Source organism: Pseudomonas kitaguniensis (assembly GCF_009296165.1).
Lineage (GTDB): Bacteria > Pseudomonadota > Gammaproteobacteria > Pseudomonadales > Pseudomonadaceae > Aquipseudomonas > Aquipseudomonas kitaguniensis.
On the sequence record NZ_VUAZ01000019.1, the window covers coordinates 56841 to 77320 of the forward strand.

At 59.5% G+C, this 20480-nt stretch carries 16 protein-coding genes and 2 pseudogenes; 9 read left to right on the forward strand and 9 right to left on the reverse strand.

The genetic code is table 11. The features are described from left to right. The first annotated feature begins 164 nt into the window (after nucleotides 1–164). The 3 genes from F0169_RS03945 to cobA all read left to right on the forward strand — a co-directional run bounded on the left by F0169_RS03945 (nucleotide 165) and on the right by cobA (nucleotide 4070). A complete protein-coding gene (locus F0169_RS03945) occupies nucleotides 165–1376 on the forward strand; it encodes a nitrate/nitrite transporter (protein WP_058412262.1) in 1212 nt (403 codons plus the stop codon). After that, nucleotides 1376–3046, forward strand: coding sequence for a bifunctional protein-serine/threonine kinase/phosphatase (locus F0169_RS03950; RefSeq protein ID WP_152745664.1), 1671 nt, complete (start codon nucleotides 1376–1378; stop codon nucleotides 3044–3046). The genes F0169_RS03945 and F0169_RS03950 overlap by 1 nt, the downstream gene beginning before the upstream one ends. A 280-nt stretch (nucleotides 3047–3326) precedes the next feature. Next, nucleotides 3327–4070 carry a uroporphyrinogen-III C-methyltransferase gene (gene cobA, locus F0169_RS03955; protein ID WP_058412264.1) on the forward strand — a complete coding sequence of 248 codons (744 nt, stop codon included), beginning with the start codon at nucleotides 3327–3329 and terminating at the stop codon, nucleotides 4068–4070. Nucleotides 4071–4130: 60 nt separating this feature from the next. On the opposite strand, the gene F0169_RS03960 is transcribed toward cobA, so the two are convergent. From F0169_RS03960 to ppsA, 8 genes and pseudogenes are all read right to left on the reverse strand, one after another. Continuing rightward, nucleotides 4131–5114, reverse strand: a complete 984-nt coding sequence (locus F0169_RS03960) for an OmpA family protein (RefSeq protein ID WP_058412265.1) — start codon at nucleotides 5112–5114, stop codon at nucleotides 4131–4133. 107 nt (nucleotides 5115–5221) lie between these two features. After that, nucleotides 5222–5812 carry an RNA polymerase sigma factor SigX gene (gene sigX, locus F0169_RS03965; RefSeq protein WP_058412266.1) on the reverse strand — a complete coding sequence of 197 codons (591 nt, stop codon included), beginning with the start codon at nucleotides 5810–5812 and terminating at the stop codon, nucleotides 5222–5224. Between the two features lie 84 nt (nucleotides 5813–5896). Beyond that, a complete protein-coding gene (locus tag F0169_RS03970) occupies nucleotides 5897–6721 on the reverse strand; it encodes a mechanosensitive ion channel family protein (protein ID WP_058412267.1) in 825 nt (274 codons plus the stop codon). A 2-nt stretch (nucleotides 6722–6723) separates the two neighbouring features. Next, nucleotides 6724–6969: a hypothetical protein gene (locus F0169_RS03975; protein WP_058412268.1), complete on the reverse strand. Its 246-nt coding sequence runs from the start codon at nucleotides 6967–6969 to the stop codon at nucleotides 6724–6726. A gap of 86 nt (nucleotides 6970–7055) precedes the next feature. After that, entirely contained in the window at nucleotides 7056–8051 is a 996-nt protein-coding gene (locus F0169_RS03980) for a zinc transporter ZntB (RefSeq protein WP_058412269.1), read from the reverse strand. 27 nt (nucleotides 8052–8078) lie between these two features. Next, a complete protein-coding gene (gene rraA / locus F0169_RS03985) occupies nucleotides 8079–8570 on the reverse strand; it encodes a ribonuclease E activity regulator RraA (RefSeq protein WP_058412270.1) in 492 nt (163 codons plus the stop codon). 230 nt (nucleotides 8571–8800) lie between these two features. Continuing rightward, nucleotides 8801–9789, reverse strand: a pseudogene (locus F0169_RS03990) (alpha/beta fold hydrolase). Between the two features lie 106 nt (nucleotides 9790–9895). Further along, nucleotides 9896–12271, reverse strand: a complete 2376-nt coding sequence (gene ppsA / locus F0169_RS03995) for a phosphoenolpyruvate synthase (protein ID WP_058412272.1) — start codon at nucleotides 12269–12271, stop codon at nucleotides 9896–9898. 178 nt (nucleotides 12272–12449) lie between these two features. Between ppsA and ppsR the strand changes: the two genes are divergently transcribed. Continuing rightward, the gene (gene ppsR, locus F0169_RS04000; protein WP_058412273.1) at nucleotides 12450–13268 is read left to right on the forward strand and encodes a posphoenolpyruvate synthetase regulatory kinase/phosphorylase PpsR; all 819 of its coding nucleotides are present in this window, start codon (nucleotides 12450–12452) and stop codon (nucleotides 13266–13268) included. A gap of 109 nt (nucleotides 13269–13377) precedes the next feature. Here ppsR and F0169_RS04005 read toward each other — a convergent pair whose 3' ends face one another. After that, on the reverse strand, nucleotides 13378–14802 hold the full coding sequence (locus F0169_RS04005; RefSeq protein WP_152745666.1) for an aminotransferase-like domain-containing protein: 1425 nt from the start codon (nucleotides 14800–14802) through the stop codon (nucleotides 13378–13380). Between the two features lie 160 nt (nucleotides 14803–14962). Between F0169_RS04005 and F0169_RS04010 the strand changes: the two genes are divergently transcribed. The 5 genes and pseudogenes from F0169_RS04010 to F0169_RS04030 all read left to right on the forward strand — a co-directional run bounded on the left by F0169_RS04010 (nucleotide 14963) and on the right by F0169_RS04030 (nucleotide 20434). Then, the gene (locus F0169_RS04010) at nucleotides 14963–15856 is read left to right on the forward strand and encodes a DMT family transporter (protein WP_161936694.1); all 894 of its coding nucleotides are present in this window, start codon (nucleotides 14963–14965) and stop codon (nucleotides 15854–15856) included. A gap of 23 nt (nucleotides 15857–15879) precedes the next feature. Further along, nucleotides 15880–17741, forward strand: a pseudogene (gene moeB / locus F0169_RS28265) (molybdopterin-synthase adenylyltransferase MoeB). A 14-nt stretch (nucleotides 17742–17755) separates the two neighbouring features. Next, nucleotides 17756–18670: a PLP-dependent cysteine synthase family protein gene (locus tag F0169_RS04020; RefSeq protein ID WP_152745668.1), complete on the forward strand. Its 915-nt coding sequence runs from the start codon at nucleotides 17756–17758 to the stop codon at nucleotides 18668–18670. A 37-nt stretch (nucleotides 18671–18707) separates the two neighbouring features. Then, on the forward strand, nucleotides 18708–19700 hold the full coding sequence (locus F0169_RS04025; protein WP_152745670.1) for a serine O-acetyltransferase: 993 nt from the start codon (nucleotides 18708–18710) through the stop codon (nucleotides 19698–19700). A gap of 8 nt (nucleotides 19701–19708) precedes the next feature. Continuing rightward, nucleotides 19709–20434, forward strand: a complete 726-nt coding sequence (locus F0169_RS04030) for an alanyl-tRNA editing protein (RefSeq protein WP_152745748.1) — start codon at nucleotides 19709–19711, stop codon at nucleotides 20432–20434. Nucleotides 20435–20480 lie beyond the last annotated feature (46 nt).

Here is a 20480-nt window from a genome sequence, read left to right on the forward strand (position 1 = left end):
GGTTGCCCCCTCTACGACAAAGACGTCGCCCACCCGGTTTGCCGAGCAAACCCGGTGGCGGCGTTTTTTCGTTTTGGCCCCAGTTCATGGGGCCGGTGGGGCGGCCTCAACCGGCTGTTCCATCACAGGCCTTCTTACAAGACTCCCAACCGTTGAGGTGCGTGATGAAATCAAGCTTCTGGAAATCCGGGCACACCCCGACCCTGTTTGCCGCGTTCCTGTATTTCGACCTGAGCTTCATGGTCTGGTACTTGTTAGGCCCACTGGCGATACAGATCGCGGCCGACTTGCACCTGACCACCCAGCAACGTGGCCTGATGGTAGCGACGCCGATTCTGGCGGGCGCGGTGCTGCGCTTTCTAATGGGCATGCTGGCCGACAAACTGTCGCCCAAGACCGCCGGGCTGATCGGCCAGGTGATTGTGATCGCAGCCTTGTTCGGGGCCTGGAAACTCGGGGTGCACAGCTACGAGCAAGCCCTGCTGCTGGGCGTATTCCTCGGCATGGCCGGTGCGTCTTTTGCGGTCGCGCTGCCCTTGGCCTCCCAGTGGTACCCGGCCGAGCACCAAGGCAAGGCCATGGGCATCGCCGGCGCCGGCAACTCCGGCACCGTGTTTGCCGCATTGCTCGCGCCTTTATTGGCCGCGGCGTATGGCTGGAGCAATGTGTTTGGCTTCGCGCTGATTCCGTTGATTCTCACCCTGATTGTCTTCGCGTGGCTGGCACGCAATGCGCCTGAGCGCCCGAAAGCCAAATCCATGGCCGACTATTTTAAAGCCTTGGGCGACCGCGACAGCTGGTGGTTCATGTTCTTCTACAGCGTGACCTTTGGCGGCTTTATCGGCCTGGCGAGCGCCCTGCCCGGTTATTTCAACGACCAATACGGCTTGAGCCCGGTGACCGCCGGTTACTACACCGCCGCTTGTGTGTTTGGCGGCAGCCTGATGCGCCCACTGGGCGGCGCGCTGGCTGACCGTTTCGGCGGTATTCGGACCCTGCTCGGCATGTACGGCGTAGCAGCCGTGTGCATCGCAGCGGTGGGCTTCAACCTGCCAAGTTCTTACGCTGCACTGGCCCTTTTCGTCTGCACCATGCTCGGCCTCGGCGCAGGCAATGGCGCAGTGTTCCAACTGGTGCCGCAACGCTTTCGCCGCGAGATCGGCGTAATGACCGGCCTGATCGGTATGGCCGGTGGTATCGGCGGCTTCGCCCTGGCGGCAGGCATGGGCGCAATCAAGCAGAGCACCGGCAGTTATCAGATGGCCCTGTGGTTGTTCGCCAGCCTTGGTGTATTGGCCTGGTTCGGCCTGCACGGTGTTAAACGCCGTTGGAGAACCACGTGGGGTTCGGCCGCAGTGACTGCCGCACGCGTCTGATGAGCTTGCAACTGAGCGTCGCCCAAGCCAGCGCTATCGGCCCTCGCGCGGAAAACCAGGATGCACTGCGGGTGGTCACCCCCGTGGCGGAACTGGCCGCGAGTAAAGGCTACCTGTGCGCCATCGCCGATGGCGTCAGCCAATGCGCCGACGGTGGCCTGGCCGCGCGTTCGACCTTGCAGGCGCTGGCCCTGGACTACTACGCCACGCCGCAAACCTGGGGTGTGGCGCAGGCACTCGAACGTTTATTGCTCGCACAAAATCGCTGGCTGCAGGCCAACGGCGGTGGTCAGCCGTTGCTGACCACGCTCAGTGCACTGGTATTTCGTGGCCAGCGTTTTACCCTGGCGCATGTCGGTGATTGCCGCGTGTATCGCTGGCTGAACGGCGAGTTGCAGCGCATCAGCGAAGACCATGTGTGGGAACAACCGGGCATGCAGCACGTGCTCAAGCGCGCCCTCGGCCTGGACCAACACCTGGTGCTGGATTTTCTCGACGGTGAACTGCGCGAAGGTGAGTGTTTCCTGCTGCTCAGCGATGGCGTGTGGGCCACGTTGGGCGATCACAGCATCAGCGCGATTTTGCGCGAGCAAACTGACCTCGAGCTGGCAGTAAAAACCCTGGTTAACGCTGCGCATTTGGCCGGCAGCCAGGATAACGCCAGCGCCTTACTGGTGCGCATCGACAAGCTCGGCGCCGCCACGCTTGGCGATGCGCTGGTGCAGTTACAGCAATGGCCATTGCCACCGCCACTGAAAGCCGGGCAACGCTTTGAAGGCTGGCAGGTTGAAAGCGTGCTGGCGCAGAGTCGGCAGTCGCTGCTGTACCGGGTGCGCGATGCCCAACAGCAACCCTGGCTGCTAAAAACCTTGCCGCTCAACCGCGACGACGACAACGATGCGGGCCAAGCCTTGCTGGCGGAAGAATGGTTTTTGCGCAGGGTTGCCGGGCGCGCGTTCCCTGAAGTGCATGCGGCCAGCGGGCGTCAGCATTTGTACTATGTGATGCGCGAGTACCCGGGGCCTACCCTTGCCGCGCTGTTCCAGCGCCAAGGCCCGCTGCCCTTGGCGCAATGGCAGTCAATCGCCGAGCGTTTGCTACGAGCCGTGGGTTTGCTGCACCGACGCCAGATCTTGCACCGCGATATAAAACCGGAAAACCTGCTGCTGGGCGACGATGGCGAACTGCGTGTGCTGGATTTCGGCCTCGCCTACTGCCCGGGGCTCTCCGAAGACCGCGCGCACTTGCTGCCTGGCACTCCGAGCTTTATTGCACCCGAGGCGTTCAGTGGTGAGCGCCCTACGCCGCAACAGGATTTGTACAGTGTTGGCGTGAGCCTGTATTACCTGCTGACCGGGCATTACCCCTACGGCGAAATCGAAGCCTTCCAACGACCGCGTTTCGCCCAACCCGTCAGCGCCAGTCGCTATCGCCCCGACCTGCCGGATTGGTTGCCACTCAGCCTGGAACGCGCGGTAGCGGCGCAACCGGGACACCGTTATGAAACCGCTGAAGAGTGGTTGCTGGTGTTGGAGCAGGCAGACCGTCGCGAATTAAGCGTGCGGCCACGGCCGTTGCTGGAACGTGAACCGCTCAAGGTCTGGCAAACCCTGGCCACCGTTTCGCTGTTGATCAATCTGGTGCTGCTGTATGGGTTGTTGCACCACTAGAAGGCAAATTCTCAGGTTGTTTCGACGCCTAGCCGAATAAAACCGCTACCGGCTGACTTGGCACAGCCGCTGCATTGGTTAACCCTACAACATACATAAACCCGCCCGTTCAACGTCGAATGGGCCCGTTTCCCGAGATAACGGGACCAGGACAAAGGCGTCCTCGCTAGGTAACCAGCGGGGACGCCTTTTTGTTTGCACGTGATTTTTCGAGCCATTGCGCAGACAACAGCGCCAGGGTTCGCATAACCGTCAGCGAGAAGGCTGCGAGGAGAACGACATGAACGCAAAAGTCTGGCTGGTGGGCGCAGGGCCTGGTGACCCGGAGTTATTGACCCTCAAGGCAGTGCGCGCGCTGCGCGAGGCCGACGTGGTGCTGATCGATGATTTGGTGAATGCGGCGGTACTTGAACACTGCGTTAACGCGCGGGTGATTACCGTGGGTAAGCGCGGCGGTTGCCGTTCGACCCCGCAGGATTTTATCCACCGCCTGATGCTGCGTTACGCACGCCAAGGCAAGTGCGTGGTACGCCTGAAGGGCGGTGACCCGTGTATTTTTGGTCGCGGCGGCGAAGAGGCGATGTGGCTGCGCGAACGCGGGGTTGACGTTGAACTGGTCAACGGGATCACAGCGGGTTTGGCGGGCGCAACGAATTTTGATATTCCGCTGACGTTGCGCGGTGTAAGCCGCGGCGTAACGCTGGTCACGGCGCATACTCAGGATGACAGCAGCTTGAACTGGCGCGCACTGGCCGAGGGCGGAACCACGTTAGTCGTGTATATGGGCGTGGCGAAGCTTGAAGAGGTCCGTCAACAGCTGCTCGACGGCGGAATGGCTGCGGACATGCCGGTGGCCATGATCGAAAATGCATCGCTGCCGCAACAGCGTGAATGCCGCAGCGACCTGTCACACATGCATAGGGATGCACTGGCGTTCGCTCTGAAGAGCCCGGCCATTTTGGTGATCGGCAGTGTTGCCGCCACTGCGCAGGCAGCGTGCGTTGCAGCATCAGCCAGCGCCTGAGGCAAATTACAGGCGAAAAAAAGCCCGGCCTAAGCCGGGCTTTTTTCTACCACTCAATAATTACTGAGCAGCTTGTGCTTCAACCGAGGCTTCTACGCGACGGTTAACAGCGCGGCCAGCTTCAGTTGCGTTATCAGCAACTGGGCGGGATTTGCCGTAACCAACCGAGCTTACACGGTTAGGAGCGATGCCGTCTTTGACCAGAACTTGCTTGACCGCGTCAGCACGACGCTGGGACAGCTTCTGGTTGTAAGCGTCAGGACCGACGGAGTCAGTGTGACCTTCAACAACGGTGGTAGTTTGTGGGTACTGTTTCATAAAGTCAGCGAGGTTTTTCACGTCGCCGTAGCTGTTAGGCTTAACAACCGACTTGTCGAAGTCGAACTTCACGTCCAGCTCAACACGAACAACCTGAGCAACTGGAGCTTCTGGCTCTGGAGTTGGCTCTGGAGCTGGTGCTGGGGTAGGAGCTGGAGCTACTGCGCCAGCGTTACCGCCGAAGTTCACACCCAGGCCGACCAGTGCGGAGTAATCCCACTTGCCGTTGTCCAGAGCGTAGTCAGCTTCAACACCGGCACGAGCGTACAGGTTGTTGGTGAAGTAGTACTTCACACCAGCGCCAGCGATAGCCAGGGTGGACTGGTCGCGACCGCTGTGGCCGTCAGCTTGAACGTTGGTACGGCTCTGGTGGCCGAAACCGCCTTCAACGTACGGACGCAGGCTGTCAACGCCAGCCTGACCGAAGTGGTACTGAGCAGTCAGGCTGCCAGTGTCGCCTTTGATCTTCTGGTTGCCAGTACCGTCGTTCGAACGGGTGTGGTTAGTCTTGTCGTACGACAGGTTCAGCTCCAGGTCGTCGGTCAAGAAGTAACCAATACGAGCGCCTGGGTTGAAGCCGTCTTCGATGTGCTTAACGCTATCGTTGAACTGCTTTTTGTAGAACAGCTCGCCTTCAACTGCGCCTTGGCCTTGTGCCAGTGCGCCGAAAGAAGTAGCGGCAATAAGAGTACCAATGGCCAAGCCCAAGGTGTTTTTCAGTTTCATCCGTTAAATCCCCATCTGGTGATTGTAAAGCAGTCCCACAAACCGGGGGACAACTCGGCGACAAGTCTAACAGAACTTGCCTACACGTAAGAGATATTTGCCACGCACTAAGTTTCAGTCTCGCCCGCAAATTTCTCACGTAATTTATCAAGAGCACGTTTGTAACGCATTTTTGTAGCACTCAAGCCCATATGCATGATGTCAGCAATCTCCTGAAACTCGAGCTCTGCGACGAATCGCAGCACCAGAATTTCCCGGTCAATTGGATTCACATGCACCAGCCAGCGATCGAGTCCGGCCTTTTCCTCGGGTACCGGCGCCTTTTCTTCAGACGCTTCCTCAAGGGGGTCCAGACTCAAAGCGTCCATCAAGCGACGCTTTCGCCGTTCCTTCCGATACTGTGTGATGCATTCGTTGTACGTGATGCTGTACAGCCAGGTCTTGAACTTCGATTTACCCTCGAAATTCTTCAAGCCATACAACACCTTAAGCATCACTTCCTGACAGACATCGTCCGCATCTCTATCGTTCCCCAAATATCTTGAACAAACGTTGAACAGAGTGCGTTGATACCTGCGCATTAATTCTTCGTACGCACGGGTTACGTGAAAAAGCTCCGTGTGTGCACGCGCGACCAGCTCCTCATCAGAGAGCTCACGGGGGTCATAGCGCGTGGACAGCGTTTGGGCTTTATTCAAAACAAATCGTGCCGACAGTCAGGTCAATGTGCGCTACACCCGGTCAGCCGGGTTTGCGGCGGCGTACATTAGCAGGATGCCGGGTTAGCGGCTACTGACCTGCTGTTCCAGGAGAATCCGATTGGACAGCGACACCAGGTCCCCGTCATCGGTCAGCACCGTCGTCTTGACTGTGCCGATCTCCTCAATTTGCCCTTCGACCTCGCCCACACGTATCTGTTGCCCAACCTGATACAGCTCACGCACGTAGATCCCCGCAAGGATCTGACCGGCAATTTGCCGGCTCCCCAAACCCATGGCCAGCGCAACAGCCAGACCAACGGTAATCAAAACAATCACGATCACGTGGTTGAGCAGGTCGGTTTTGACCTCCAACTGGCTGATCGCGACGGAAATACTGATGATGATCACCAGCCCCTGAGCAATTCGCCCCAGGCCCGCAGCATAGTCGAGCCCCACACCTTCGGCAGCCCCGCGCACCAGCCCATTCGCCAGTTGCGCCAGCAAAACGCCTACCAACAGCACCAGCGCGCCGCCAAAAACTTTCGGCAAATACAGCGCAAGCATGTCGAGCGTAGCTGAAACTCGCTCAAGTCCAAGCGATTGAGCTGCAGAAACCAGAAAAATAAGCAAAACAAACCAATAGACGATCTTCCCGACCAGGGTAGAGATCGGCACTTGCAGCCCGGCGCGGCCTAACAGCTTAGTCAGGCCGGTGCCTCCCATCAATCGGTCAAGGCCCAGTTTTGCGAGTAATTTGGAGAGCAAGGTGTCGAGCAGCTTGGCCACCACAAAACCCAACAACACCAGCACCAGTGCGCCAAACAGGTTGGGAATGAAATTCGCCACCTTCGTCCACAGCGCAGTCATCGCGGTGAACAGGCTCTGGGTCCAGAGATTAATTTCCATATTCAATCAGCCTTATCAGCAGTGCGAGCAACAGGTTTACGACGGGAAACCGGGGATACATGGGCCGAACCATTGTTCAGGGCCATCATCAACGCCGGCAACCAGCGACCGAGCAGACCGAACAGGTCACCCGCCCCCACCTGACGGTTGGCGGTTTTCAACACGCGGCCCAGGCATGCGTCGTCGTCACGGTTGGACGGCGAAGCATTGAGCATGTCACGTAAAGACTGTTCGAACGGATCGTGCATAAAGACCTCTCGCAAGTGTTTTAAAAGACGAGGGCAAAATTCCTGAGGTCACATAAGACCTTTACTACGTTCAGGTCATATTCAGCTCAAACCCAGCGCAATCGTCGAAACAGCCACCACTGCCCCAGTGCTACAGCCACCATCATCAGGCACGCAATCATAAAACCATAAGGGCTTGCAGAGAACGGAATGCCGCCCACATTTATACCCAGCAAGCCGGTCAAAAAACTCATCGGCAAGAAGATTCCGGTGATGATCCCGAAGCGGTACATGGTGCGATTCATACGCACGCTCAAGCGCCGATCTTCAGCCTCAAGCACAAGCCCCACGCGCTCCCGGGCCAATTCCAGCTCCTCCAGGTAGCGGGTCAGGCTGTTGTGTAACTCGTTCCAATAATCGGCATCATCGTCACAGAACCACGGTAATTTTATCCGCGTCAGTTGCGCGAAAATATCCCGCTGCGGCGCAAGGAAACGCTTCAGGCCAGCGGCACGCCGGCGGATCTGCAAAACACTGCCATGCTCCGGCGTATACCGTTCGTCGGTATCAAGTTTTTCCTCCTCGAAATCGACGATTTCGGACAGGTCAGTCACCAGATCCTGCACTTTATTGGTCAGGTACTGCGCCATATAAAGGATGAGTTCGGACGCAGTTTTTGGGCCTTTGCCGTCCGCCAGCTGCACCAGCAACTCATCGGTTGCGCGCAGCGGGCGCAGGCGCAGCGAAATCACACGGCTGGCCGCCGCAAAAATACGCACCGACACCATGTCTTCAGGTTCTGCGCCCGGGTTGAGATTGACCCCACGCAGGAACAGCAGTAATTCGGCGTCCGGAAGCGGCAACAGGCGCGGGCGGGTGTTCTCCTCCAGCAACAAGTCACAAGCGAACTCGCTCAAGCCACTGGATTTGCGCAGCCAGGTCTGGGTTTGCGGGTGGCTGCGATCCCAATGCAGCCACAGGCTTTCCTGCGGCTGCAATTGCAAGTCGTCGAGCTCAGTCCGGGCAATCCAACGCGCACCGCCTTTACCGTCCAGCACCAGGGCATGCACCAGCCCCCATTGCGCGTTTTCTTCCTCGAACATCCTCACCCCTATCGGCTACTGCAGTGTTTATTCAGGCATTTTCAGCGGGCTTGGCGAGACGATCACGCCATTATTGTCGGCGTAGAGGTACTCGCCCGGGCGGAACGTCACACCCGCGAAAGTCACCGCCACGTTGAGGTCGCCAATACCGCGCTTGTCGGTTTTCATCGGGTGAGTCGCCAGTGCCTGCACACCCAGGTCAGTTTGGGCGATGACATCGACATCACGGATGCAGCCGTAAATCACCAGCCCTTCCCAGCCATTTTTGGCAGCTTTCTCGGCGAGCATATCGCCCAACAAGGCGCGACGCAGGGAACCCCCACCGTCGACCACCAGCACCTTGCCGGCGCCTGGTTGATCAACCTGTTCCTTGACCAGGGAGTTGTCTTCGAAGCATTTGAGGGTGACGATTTCGCCACCGAAGGAGTCTCGGCCACCGAAATTACTGAACATCGGCTCGACTACCTGCACCAGGTCCGGGTAGGCGTCGCACAGGTCGGGCGTCACGTAATGGTTCATCGAGAAACTCCTGTTATCAAAGAAGAGGTCCAACATCCCAAGGTGTACATTAGAAAAACGCGTCGCAACAGGCATTCTTTAAGTGTTCCGCGTTTGACGGCGGCCATGATCGGACCCACCCCGGCGCAACGCAATAGGCACTGAGCGACTGAATATGACCAGAAGCGTTTAACGCGTCATAGTTTAGCCGCAACCACGCGCGAGTGAAACGCCCCGAGCACAGCCCTGCGTCACGCCGTTTCCAACACCTGCGGCTGCGTTCCGAATAGAGGTGTCAGCGGATCTTTCAACCACTGCGCCACCAACGGCCACACTTCTGCCTGAGCGGCTTTACTGACCAGCATCTCGACATGCCCGAAGTCGCCGGTAAAGCCCTGCCGGCGCCCCAGGCACAGGTATTGGCGATGCTCGGCGCCGACTTGTTCAAACAACTTGCGGCACGCCCAATCCGGGTCTTGCTGGTCACCCGCCGCGCTGACGGCCAGCAACGGCACATCGACGTCGGCCAAGCCCTTCCACCAATCGCGTTCGGCGTCGCCGAAGCGGCCGAACAGGCCATTCCAGCGCATGGCTTCGATCAGTACGCCCGCCGGTTCATCTTCGGGGCCGCGCTTGAGCGTCGGCCCGGACAGCTGGGCAAAACGTTTCAGGAGGAAACGGCCGCTCCACTCCACCAGCGGAATTTTCAGCGGCCAATGGCTGCGGCTGACCTGGCAGCCAAACAACGCCACGGACGCAGCCGCCGCCGCACCCAAATGCTGACCACCCAGGGCCGCAGCCAGCGTGGTAGCGCCGAGCGAATGGCCGACCCAATGCGCAATCTGCCCGTTTTGCTCATGCACAAACGCGCCAATCGCAGGCAAATCGTAGCGCGCATAGTCTGCAACGCGATTTTTGGCGTAGTGCTGATTGCGCTTGGACAAGCCATGCCCGCGCATCTCCGGGATCCACACATCAAACCCCTGGCGTGCCAAATAGGCACCCAGCCGATGCCCTTGGGTGAGTACCAGAAACGCCGATTGGAAAAGCTGCCGTGCAATAAAATCACCGGCGTGCCCCGGTTCTCCGGGACATCGGCCAGACCCAAACGGGTCACGGCCAACTCGACGGTGCCGTCGGGGCTGTTGCCGGGTTTAAGCCGGTAAACATCTTCACTCAGGTCGCCGCGACGTTCAGCACTGATCAGGGCGACGGGAAACAGGTTGCTACTGCTTTGCATAATGCTCTTGCACAAAAAAGGGCGGCGTCCGGAAGGAGTTCCGCCCTGCACAGATAAGAATGCCGGTCGCCCTTGACGGGTGACCGGCACTTTTGAAGGGTCGACCTTAAGCGGGCGCTTGGCCTTCTGCCAGGAAGAACCAGGTTTCCAGCACGGAATCGGGGTTCAGCGAGACGCTTTCGATGCCCTGTTCCATCAGCCACAGGGCCAGGTCCGGGTGGTCGGAAGGGCCTTGGCCGCATATGCCGATGTACTTGCCGGCCTTGTTACACGCCTGGATTGCGTTGGACAGCAGCTTCTTGACCGCAGGGTTACGCTCATCAAACAGGTGGGCGATGATCCCGGAGTCGCGGTCCAGGCCCAGCGTCAACTGGGTCAGGTCGTTTGAGCCGATAGAGAAACCGTCGAAGAATTCGAGGAATTCCTCGGCCAGAATCGCGTTGGAAGGCAGCTCGCACATCATGATCACGCGCAAGCCGTTTTCACCACGCGAAAGGCCGTTCTCCGCCAGCAAGTCGACCACCTGGCTCGCTTCGCCCAAAGTGCGCACGAACGGCACCATGATTTCAACGTTGGTCAGGCCCATCTCGTTGCGCACGCGCTTGAGGGCGCGGCACTCCAGTTCAAAGCAGTCGCGGAACGCTTCACTGATGTAACGCGAGGCGCCACGGAAGCCCAGCATCGGGTTTTCTTCTTCCGGCTCATACAGCTTGCCGCCGATCAGGTTGGCGTATTCATTGGACTTGAAGTCCGACAACCGCACGATGACCTTTTTCGGGTAAAACGCCGCTGCCAGGGTGCTGATGCCTTCCACCAGTTTCTCGACATAAAAGCCCACCGGGTCGTTGTAACCGGCGATGCGTTTGTCGACGCTTTCCTTGATCTCCAGCGGCAGACCGTCGTAGTTGAGCAAGGCCTTGGGGTGCACGCCGATCATGCGGTTGATGATGAACTCCAGGCGGGCCAGGCCTACACCGGCGTTCGGCAACTGCGCGAAGTCGAAAGCACGGTCCGGGTTGCCGACGTTCATCATGATCTTGAACGGCAGGTCGGGCATGGCATCGATGGAGTTTTGCTTGATGTCGAAGCCCAGCTCGCCTTCAAAGATGAAGCCGGTGTCGCCTTCAGCGCAGGAAACCGTCACGCCCTGGCCGTCTTTCAACAGCTGGGTGGCGTTGCCGCAACCGACGACCGCTGGAATACCCAACTCACGGGCAATGATCGCCGCGTGGCAGGTACGCCCGCCGCGGTTGGTGACGATGGCACTGGCGCGCTTCATCACCGGCTCCCAGTCCGGGTCGGTCATGTCGGACACCAACACGTCGCCTGGCTGGACTTTGTCCATCTCGGACACGTCCTTGATGATGCGCACCTTGCCCGCGCCGATGCGCTGGCCGATGGCACGGCCTTCGACCAGCACGGTGCCGGTTTCCTTGAGCAGGTAGCGTTCCATGACGTTGGCCGACGTGCGGCTTTTCACGGTTTCCGGGCGCGCCTGCACGATGTACAGCTTGCCGTCGTCACCGTCTTTGGCCCACTCGATGTCCATCGGGCACTTGTAGTGCTTTTCGATGATCATCGCTTGCTTGGCCAACTCGCTGACTTCAGCGTCGGTCAGGCAGAAGCGCGCGCGTTCGGCCTTGTCGACGTCAACGGTTTTTACCGAGCGACCGGCCTTGGCCTCGTCGCCGTAGATCATCTTGATCGCCTTGCTGCCCAGGTTGCGGCGCAGGATCGCCGGGCGACCGGCCTCAAGCGTGTGTTTGTGTACGTAGAATTCGTCCGGGTTGACCGCGCCTTGTACGACGGTTTCACCGAGGCCGTAGGCGCCAGTGATAAACACCACGTCACGAAAGCCGGATTCGGTGTCGAGGGTGAACATCACGCCGGCAGTGCCGGTTTCCGACCGCACCATGCGCTGCACACCGGCAGACAAGGCCACCAGCTTGTGGTCGAAACCCTGGTGTACGCGGTAGGAAATGGCACGGTCATTGAACAGCGAGGCGAACACTTCCTTGGCCGCGCGAATCACGTTTTCAACGCCGCGAATATTCAGAAAGGTTTCTTGCTGGCCGGCAAACGAGGCGTCCGGCAGGTCTTCGGCGGTGGCCGAGGAGCGCACAGCGACGGCCATGTCCGGGTTGCCAGCCGACAGCGTGGCGAAGGCTGCGCGGATTTCTTCGTTGAGCTTCTCGGGGAACTCGGCTTCCATGATCCATTGGCGGATCTGGCTGCCGGTCTTGGCCAGGGCGTTGACGTCGTCGACATCCAAAGCGTCCAGCGCAGCGTGGATCTGGTCGTTGAGGCCGCTCAGTTCGAGGAAATCGCGGTAAGCCTGGGCAGTGGTGGCGAAACCACCGGGCACTGAAACACCCGCGCCTGCAAGGTTACTGATCATCTCGCCGAGGGATGCGTTCTTGCCCCCCACATGCTCTACATCATGGACGCCGAGCTTATCGAGGGAAACTACGTACTCTACCAAGGTGATCTCTCCACTTTCTGTGTTGGAAAAGCTCAGGACGCCGGTTGCTCAGTAGGAGCATTCGCCAGCGCTTGTGGCCTGGACCTGGAAAATAAGTGAGAATGCGGCCCACTGCGGGACGGCAAAATCGCGCCTATCATATCCAAGATTCGCCATCAGCTTAAGGCCCAGGGCTCAAATGAAACGATCTGCTTTCTTTATCTCGGACGGCACTGGCATTACAGCCGAAACATTGGGTCAAAGCCTGCTCGCGCAGTTCGAAAACATTACCTTCGCCAAATTCACGCGGCCCTACATAGACAGCGTAGATAAAGCGCGGGCCATGGTACAACAAATCAATCTGGCGGCCGAAAAAGACGGCTTTCGTCCAATCATTTTTGACACCATCGTCAATCAAGACATTCGAGAGATCCTGGCGACCTCCAACGGTTTCATGATCGACATCTTCTCGACGTTCCTGGCGCCGCTGGAACAAGAGCTGAGCGAACACTCCTCCTACTCGGTGGGCAAGTCCCATTCCATTGGGCATAACTCCAATTATATGGAGCGCATCGAGGCGGTGAATTTCGCCCTCGACAACGACGACGGCGCCCGCACGCATTACTACGACAAGGCCGACTTGATCCTGGTGGGCGTGTCGCGCTGCGGCAAGACCCCGACCTGCTTGTACATGGCCATGCAATTCGGCATCCGTGCGGCCAACTACCCGCTGACCGAGGACGACATGGAGCACCTGACGCTGCCCGCCGCCCTGCGCGCGCACCAGCACAAGCTGTTCGGCCTGACCATCGACCCGGACCGCCTTACCGCGATTCGCAACGAGCGCAAGCCCAACAGCCGCTATTCGAGCTACGCCCAGTGCGAGTTCGAAGTGCGTGAAGTGGAAAATCTGTTCCGGCGCGAGAATATTGCGCACATCAATTCCACGCATTTTTCGGTGGAGGAGATTTCGGCGAAGATCTTGGTCGAGAAAGGCGTAGAGCGGCGCTTCAAATAATCTTCATTGCCTGACCTGACGCCTTCGCGAGCAAGCCCGCTCCCACATTTGGAAGGCACTTCATTCCCCTGTGGGAGCGGGCTTGCTCGCGAAGAACGATGATGCGGTCTTAAAGGTGGAACCTGCCGCCGCCCTGCCCCAGCGCGGTGGCCAGTGCATCAAACCCCGCCCTTAGCAATTGATCATCGCCCGACGTATTACAAATACTCGCCCGAATAAACTGCGGCACGGCCGTTTGTCCCACGGCAAATGCCTCGGCGGTGGCGATCAGGTAATTATTCTGTTTGAGCTCCGCCTCGATTTCCGACGCACGCCACGGCTCCGGCACTTCGATCCAAAAGTGCGGGCTGTTCAGATGAGTACGGTATTGCAGGCCCGCCAACAGGTCCCGCACGAGGGCTTTGCGCCGGCTGATCTCGCTGATCTGCTGGCTTAACAGGTATTGCGCGGTGCCGTTTTCGATCCACTGCGTCGCCAGTTCCAGGGTCACCGGCGTGGCCATCCAGCAGGTCGAGCGCAACGCCGCCGAAACACGGCTGACCAAGGCGGGTGGCGCATGCACATACCCCACACGTAACCCGGCGGACACCGCCTTGCTCAAGCTACTGATCAAAATCGTACGCTCGGGCGCGAAAAAACTCATCGGCGGCGGCCGGTCTTCTACCAATACGCCGTGGGCTTCGTCTTCAAGAATCAGCAGGTTGTGTTCGCGACAGACTTTCGCCAGCGCTTCGCGGCGCGGGATCGACAGCACCGCCGTGGTCGGGTTCTGGATGGTTGGCGTGCAGTACATCGCTGAAACCCGGTGATTACGACAGACCTCATCCAATGCGCTGGGCAACACGCCTTCTTCGTCCATTTCCAGGCCAATCAAGCGCACGCCGAGCATGCGCGCGGCGGTGATCAGGCCGGGGTACGTGAGCTGTTCGGTCACCACCGTATCGCCCGCGCGCAACAGCGCCATCATTGCGCAGAGCAAACCATGCTGGCCGCCGTTGACGCAGATGACCTGCTCGGGGATCGGATGAAAATCGCGCTGTACCAGCCACTGCGCGCCGGCTTCACGGTAGCGTGGCAAACCCGCATCCGGGGTATAGGCGCTGATGTCCTGAAGGAATTTGGCGTTGCTCGACAAGGTTTGGAAGCTCTGCGCCAGAAACATCGTTTCTTGCCCAGGAATATGCATGTTACGGCTCATATCGAAGTACTGGCGCGGCTCATCGCTGACGTTGCGAAAGCCTTCATCACGCTGGCGCTCCATCCCGCGCTTGCGCACGAAAGTGCCGTCACCGACGCGCGCCACCACCAACCCCAGCCGCTCCAGCTCGCCGTAGGCCCGGCTGATGGTGCCGATGGTCACCCCTAAATTGTCGGAAAGCACCCGATGCGGCGGGAGTTTTCGCCCCGGCTCAATCAGGCCTTCGAGGATGCCCCGCTCCATCACATCGGACAGGCGCTTGTACTTAACGCCCTGCCCGTTGGACAAGCCCTCACGCATAATTGACACCATGTCAATATTTGTTTTGACAGCCATCTTTTGCCCTAATAGTGTGCTTTTTCGGGTTCAATCACGCAGTGAAACAACTTAATACACAGTCAATATAGAGTTCAATTCCGGCTCAGGGAAGTAATAAACGATGCCAATGTCCGCCGTTCTGGAAAACACTACAAAAACAAAAACTCAGAAACAGTGGTTGGCCGGCCTGGTCACCAGCGTGATGTTTCTTATCGTGTGCCTGAGTTGGGGCACCACGTGGCTGGGCATCAAGATCGCCGTCGAAAGCGTGCCACCGCTGACCTCTGCGGGCTTGCGCTTCTTGATCGCGTTTCCGCTGTTCCTGTGTTTTGCCCTGGCGCGCCGCGAGCCAATCCTGTTCCCACGTGAAAGCCGCTGGTTCTTTGTGTTCGTGACCCTGTCCTACTTCAGCGTTCCGTATTACCTGCTCAACTACGGCGAGATGCATGTCTCATCTGGCCTCACCGCGCTGCTGTTCAGCTGCATGCCGGTGTTTATCCTGATTTTTTCCGCGCTGTTTCTGCGCGAGCGCATCTACTTTTCCCAAATAATCGGCATCGGCATCGGTTTCGGCAGCCTCTACATGATCATCCGGGGCCAGGGCCTGCACCTGGACCACGCCGAGTTTTTCGGGGTGCTGGCGATTCTGACCGCAGCGGTCATGCACGCCTTGTGCTACGTGATTACCAAGCAAAAAGGCAGCGCCATCAGTGTGATCACCTACAACACCTTGCCCATCGGGATCGCCGGGTTGATGCTGTTTATGGCGGGCCTGTGGTTTGAAACACCGACCTTCGAAACCATCACCCTGCGCTCCTGGAGCGCGCTGTTCTACTTGGGCCTGGTGGCGTCGGTGGGCGGGTTCATCGTGTATTTCATGCTGCTCAAGCGCTTGAGCCCGATCATCTTGTCCTTCGTGTTCATCATCTTCCCGGTGTTCGCGGTGATCATCGGCGCCTGGTACGAAGGCGTGGCGATTTCACGTGACCTGATGCTGTACTCGGCGATTCTGCTGGCCGGTTTTGCGATCACCAAATTGCCCATCGAAAAACTCCTGGCCAAGAAAAATTGATGCCTCATCAACCCGAGGGAAGCATGCACGTGCTCCGCCCCGCCGCGCTGGAACAGATCTACGCCCACGCCAGCCGTAGCTACCCGGAGGAATGCTGCGGTTTTGTGTTCGCCGACGGCAGCGTGTACCTGGGCAACAATATTCAGAATGAGTTGCACCACAAGAACCCCGACAGGTACCCGCGCAGCGCGGCGAATGGCTACACCTTTTGCGTCGCCGACACGCTGCTGATGAACAAGGCGTTTCGCAGTGATAACCCGGTGGTGGTGATCTACCACTCCCACCCGGACGTTGGCGCCTATTTCAGTGATGAAGACCAAGACAAGGCGCTGTTCCTCGGCGAGCCGATTTACCCGGTCAGTTACCTGGTGGTGGACGTTCGCCAGGGCCAGGCGCTGGGTTCAAAGCTGTTTGCCTGGGATGGCAAGCATTTCGCCCTTAACCCTTTCAACGACCTGCACACGGAGCTGTCCATGAACGCTGTCTCTTTCCCCGACATTCTGGTTCGCGTGGCCAAGCTGTCGGAATCGACCCTTGAGGGCACCGGATCGACATTGCGCGACGTCATTGAAAACCTCTGCAACCGCCATCCGCAGTTGCGCGAGCACCTGTTTCACGCACACAACAATCAGCTCAAGGACCACTTCCTGTTTACCGTCGGGGAAGCGCTGATCGATGCCGACGAACCTTTGCCGGAAAACGCCAGAATTGAAGTGCTTCTCGCCACTTCCGGCGGCATTGACGCAGAGACCCTGAGCAATGAAGAAGTGCAGCGCTACGTGCGCCACATCACGCTGCCCGGCGTGGGCCGCGAAGGTCAGTTGAACCTTAAAAAAGCCAAAGTATTGATCATCGGCACGGGCGGCCTCGGCTCGCCGATCAGCCTGTACCTGGCGGCGGCCGGTGTCGGCACGCTGGGCCTGGTGGATTTTGATGTGGTGGAAAGCAGCAACCTGCAACGCCAGGTCGTCCACGGCAACAGCACGTTGGCATGCCCAAGGTCGAGTCCGCCAAGCAGCGCCTGCAAGACCTCAACCGGCATATCCAGATCAACGCCCACAACACTGCCCTCACCGCCGACAACGCACTGGAACTGGTGGGCGCCTATGACCTGGTGATCGACGGCACCGACAATTTCGACACGCGCTACGTGGTCAATGACGCCTGCGTGCAGCTCGGCAAACCCTGGGTGTACGGCGCCATCTACCGCTTTGACGGGCAGATCAGCGTGTTCAACCATAAAGGCGGGCCGTGCTACCGCTGCTTGTTCCCGTCGGCGCCGCCAGCCGAACTGGCCCCCAACTGCAACGCCGGCGGGGTGATCGGTGTGCTGCCGGGCGTGGTCGGAATGATCCAGGCCACCGAAGCCATCAAGTTGCTGATCGGCATTGGTGAGCCGTTGTCCGGCCGCTTGATGCGCTTCGATGCACTGGCGATGAAGTTCAGCGAGGTGCGCTTCAAGCGCCGCGCCGACTGCCCCTGCTGCTCGGGGCTGCGCCACAGCGCCGCCGTGGCGCCAGCGGCTTGCGCAGATGCCATCACCGGCGCACCCGCGCTGGCCGAAGAACGCTACATCAAGCCGCGGGTACTCAAGCAACTCCTCGAACACCCGCGCAGCGCCGACGTGCTGCTGGATGTGCGCGACGCCAGCGAACTCGAAGTGTGCAAATTGCCGGGTGTGGTGAATATCCCTCTCGCTGAACTGGATGCGCAGCTCGGCAGCCTCAACCGCGACAATACGCACTACTTGATCTGCTACGCCGGCACCCGCGCCGAGCAAGCCGCCAGCACCTTGCTGGCGGCCGGTTTCGCCAATACCAAGGTCCTGCAGGGCGGCATGAAACACTGGGTTCGTGACGTCGAACCCGACATGCCGTTGTACTGAGCGGGGGCTGACTGATGTTGCATGACTCAATTCTCGACGTGATCGGCCACACGCCGATTGTGCGCCTGGCGCAGTTTTCCGAAGCCCTCGGCATCGAGGTCTACGCCAAGCTGGAATCGCTCAACCCCGGTGGCAGCCACAAGGCGCGCATCGCCTTGGGCATGATCCTCGACGCTGAACGCCGTGGCGTGTTGCTGCGGAATAGCGGGCAAACCCTGATCGAACCCAGCGGCGGCAACACCGGTATCGGTTTGGTCATGGCCGCCAATGTGCTGGGCTACAACGTGGTGCTGGTGATCCCCGACAACTACAGCCCCGAAAAGCAGAAGCTGCTGCGCCTGTACGGCGCCGAGGTGGTGCTGTCGGACAGCCGCCTCGGAAATAACTCCCACGGCGAAAAGTGCATGGAGCTGCAGCTGGAAAACCCCGGCTACGTGATGCTCAACCAGCAGCGCAATGGCGCCAACCCGCAAACCCACCGCGACAGCACCGCGCCGGAAATCATCCGCGCGTTCGGTGAGCGGCGCGTGGATTACTTCGTCAGCGGCATCGGCACCGGCGGCCATATCACCGGCATCGGCGAAACCCTCAAAGCCACCTGGCCGTCGATCCGCGTGATGGGCGTGGAACCGGAGGAATGCGACCTGCTGAAGAACCAGCACGCGCCGCACCATATCCAGGGCCTGTCGATTGGCCTGATCCCGAGCATTCTCAACATGGGCGTGATTGACGGCATGCTCAAAGTGTCACGCCAGGCGTGTACCGACATGATCAAACACATCATGCGCACCGACGCCATCAGCCTCGGGCTGTCCTCGGCCGCAAACATGGTTGCCATCGCCCAGCTCGCCCCCGAACTGCCGCGCAACACCGTGGTACTGACCCTGGTCTACGACAATGCCGACAGCTACCTGCCCCATTTCGACTAACCGGTTTGCCAACCATCCAGAATGCGGGGGTGCCTCCATGGGATGTTTTATCGACATGCAACAACTGCATGATGAGTTGCTCACCCACCTCATCCAGACCCTGACGCCTGCGCAGATGAAGCAGCTGGAACCGCACCTGGCGCCGCTGATCCAAAACGCCGCCCAGGCCGTGGCCGACGACTTGATCGCTTATGCCTATCGCGACCCGGCATCGCGCGGGCGCGGCGAGTTGATTCTGGAGGCGTACGCCTCGTTCAAAGCGGTGTTGTATTACCGGCTTGCACACCTTATATGGCATTTTCCAGAGCACACCAGCGGCGTGTTTTCAGGCATCGCCCTGACGCTCAGCAACCAGGGCAAGATCCTCTCCGGCGCAGAGATTCACCCGGCAGCACGCATCGGTCGCCGCTTTGTGCTGGACCACGGCTACGGCACCGTCATCGGCGAAACCTGCGAGATCGGCAACGACTGCTACATCCTCTGCGGCGTCACGTTGGGCGCCCGCGGCATTGCCAACAACCCGGATGGCAAGCGCCACCCGCGCCTGGGCAACAATGTCGAGGTTGGCGCCGGCGCCCGCGTGCTGGGTTATGTGTTGATCGGCGATAACGTGTTTATCAGCCCCTCGTGTGTGATCACCCAGGATGTGCCGGCGGGCACCAAGGTCAAGGTAGTCAACCAGGTTCAATTGCAAAAAAACACCGAAGCGGACAGCGGCCATTACCTCGGCGCGTTCGCCCTGGACGAGCGCTTGCACGTGGTCGGCGAAGTCAGCACCAGCCATAAGGTCACGGTGCTGGACGCCGACTTCCACCCGTTGCAGGGGCTGATGCTGGAACCCACGGTGAAGGAGCGGCATCACTTGCAATTTCGCCTGCGCCGCCTCGACCTCTGCGCCCCCCTGCCGCGCCTGCCGCTTAACCTGAAAGTCAGCGGGCCGGAGTTTGAAATCACCCTGCTTTCCCCGCCTGGCTTGAGTGCAATGGTGCGCCACCTGTTGCAAGCCAGCCCACTGATCGTCGGAGGTTGAACGTGCCCATGCACAGCATGCAAACCTTGGCGCTGTTCGACAGCGCGCCCTACCAGAACGCTTTTAACGCGCGGGTGATTGCCGTCAGCGAACACGGCATCGCCCTGGAACACACGCTGTTCTACCCCACCGGCGGCGGGCAACCTGGCGACACCGGGCACCTGACCCTGGCCGATGGCACGCGCGTGGACGTGATCGGCACCGTGCGCGACCCGTTGTTGCGCTCGGTCATCTGGCATCAAGTGCAACACTGCCCCGAGCAGTTGACCGCCGGGGTGCAAGTGGATGCCAGCCTGGATTGGGCGCGGCGCTATCAACATATGAAGATGCACACGTGCCTGCACCTGCTGTGCTCGATCATTGATGCGCCCGTTACCGGTTGCAGCATCAGCGCCGACAAGGGCCGCCTGGATTTCGACCTGCCGGAAATGACCCTCGACAAAGACCGCATCACCCACGACCTTAACGCCCTGATCGAGCAGGCCCACACGGTGAAAACCCTGTCGATGCCCGCCTCGGAGTACTCGACACTGCTGCAGATCACCCGCACGCAGGCGGTCGCGCCGCCGGCGATCAGGGGCTCGGTTCGGGTGATCGAAATCGCCGGGGTCGATATTCAGCCCTGCGGCGGCACCCACGTGATCAACACCGAAGAAATCGGCCGAGTGTTCTGCGAAAAAATCGAGAAGAAGAGCAAGCACAACCGGCGGGTGATCCTGCGCTTTGAGGCATAGCTTTAATCGAAGGACCAGTGTGGTTCACCGCCACACTCGCCGACTC

What these genes read in the sequence shown, in the direction of transcription:
- F0169_RS03960 (WP_058412265.1), bottom strand. Translation starts at nt 5,114, where the DNA reads ATGAAACTGAAAAACACCTTGGGCTTGGCCATTGGTACTCTTATTGCC.
- F0169_RS03980 (WP_058412269.1), bottom strand. Translation starts at nt 8,051, where the DNA reads ATGTTCGAGGAAGAAAACGCGCAATGGGGGCTGGTGCATGCCCTGGTG.
- F0169_RS04005 (WP_152745666.1), bottom strand. Translation starts at nt 14,802, where the DNA reads ATGGCTGTCAAAACAAATATTGACATGGTGTCAATTATGCGTGAGGGC.
- ppsR (WP_058412273.1), top strand. Translation starts at nt 12,450, where the DNA reads ATGAAACGATCTGCTTTCTTTATCTCGGACGGCACTGGCATTACAGCC.
- F0169_RS03975 (WP_058412268.1), bottom strand. Translation starts at nt 6,969, where the DNA reads ATGCACGATCCGTTCGAACAGTCTTTACGTGACATGCTCAATGCTTCG.
- F0169_RS04025 (WP_152745670.1), top strand. Translation starts at nt 18,708, where the DNA reads ATGGGATGTTTTATCGACATGCAACAACTGCATGATGAGTTGCTCACC.
- F0169_RS04020 (WP_152745668.1), top strand. Translation starts at nt 17,756, where the DNA reads ATGTTGCATGACTCAATTCTCGACGTGATCGGCCACACGCCGATTGTG.
- rraA (WP_058412270.1), bottom strand. Translation starts at nt 8,570, where the DNA reads ATGAACCATTACGTGACGCCCGACCTGTGCGACGCCTACCCGGACCTG.
- F0169_RS04030 (WP_152745748.1), top strand. Translation starts at nt 19,709, where the DNA reads ATGCACAGCATGCAAACCTTGGCGCTGTTCGACAGCGCGCCCTACCAG.
- F0169_RS03950 (WP_152745664.1), top strand. Translation starts at nt 1,376, where the DNA reads ATGAGCTTGCAACTGAGCGTCGCCCAAGCCAGCGCTATCGGCCCTCGC.
- cobA (WP_058412264.1), top strand. Translation starts at nt 3,327, where the DNA reads ATGAACGCAAAAGTCTGGCTGGTGGGCGCAGGGCCTGGTGACCCGGAG.
- F0169_RS03945 (WP_058412262.1), top strand. Translation starts at nt 165, where the DNA reads ATGAAATCAAGCTTCTGGAAATCCGGGCACACCCCGACCCTGTTTGCC.
- F0169_RS03970 (WP_058412267.1), bottom strand. Translation starts at nt 6,721, where the DNA reads ATGGAAATTAATCTCTGGACCCAGAGCCTGTTCACCGCGATGACTGCG.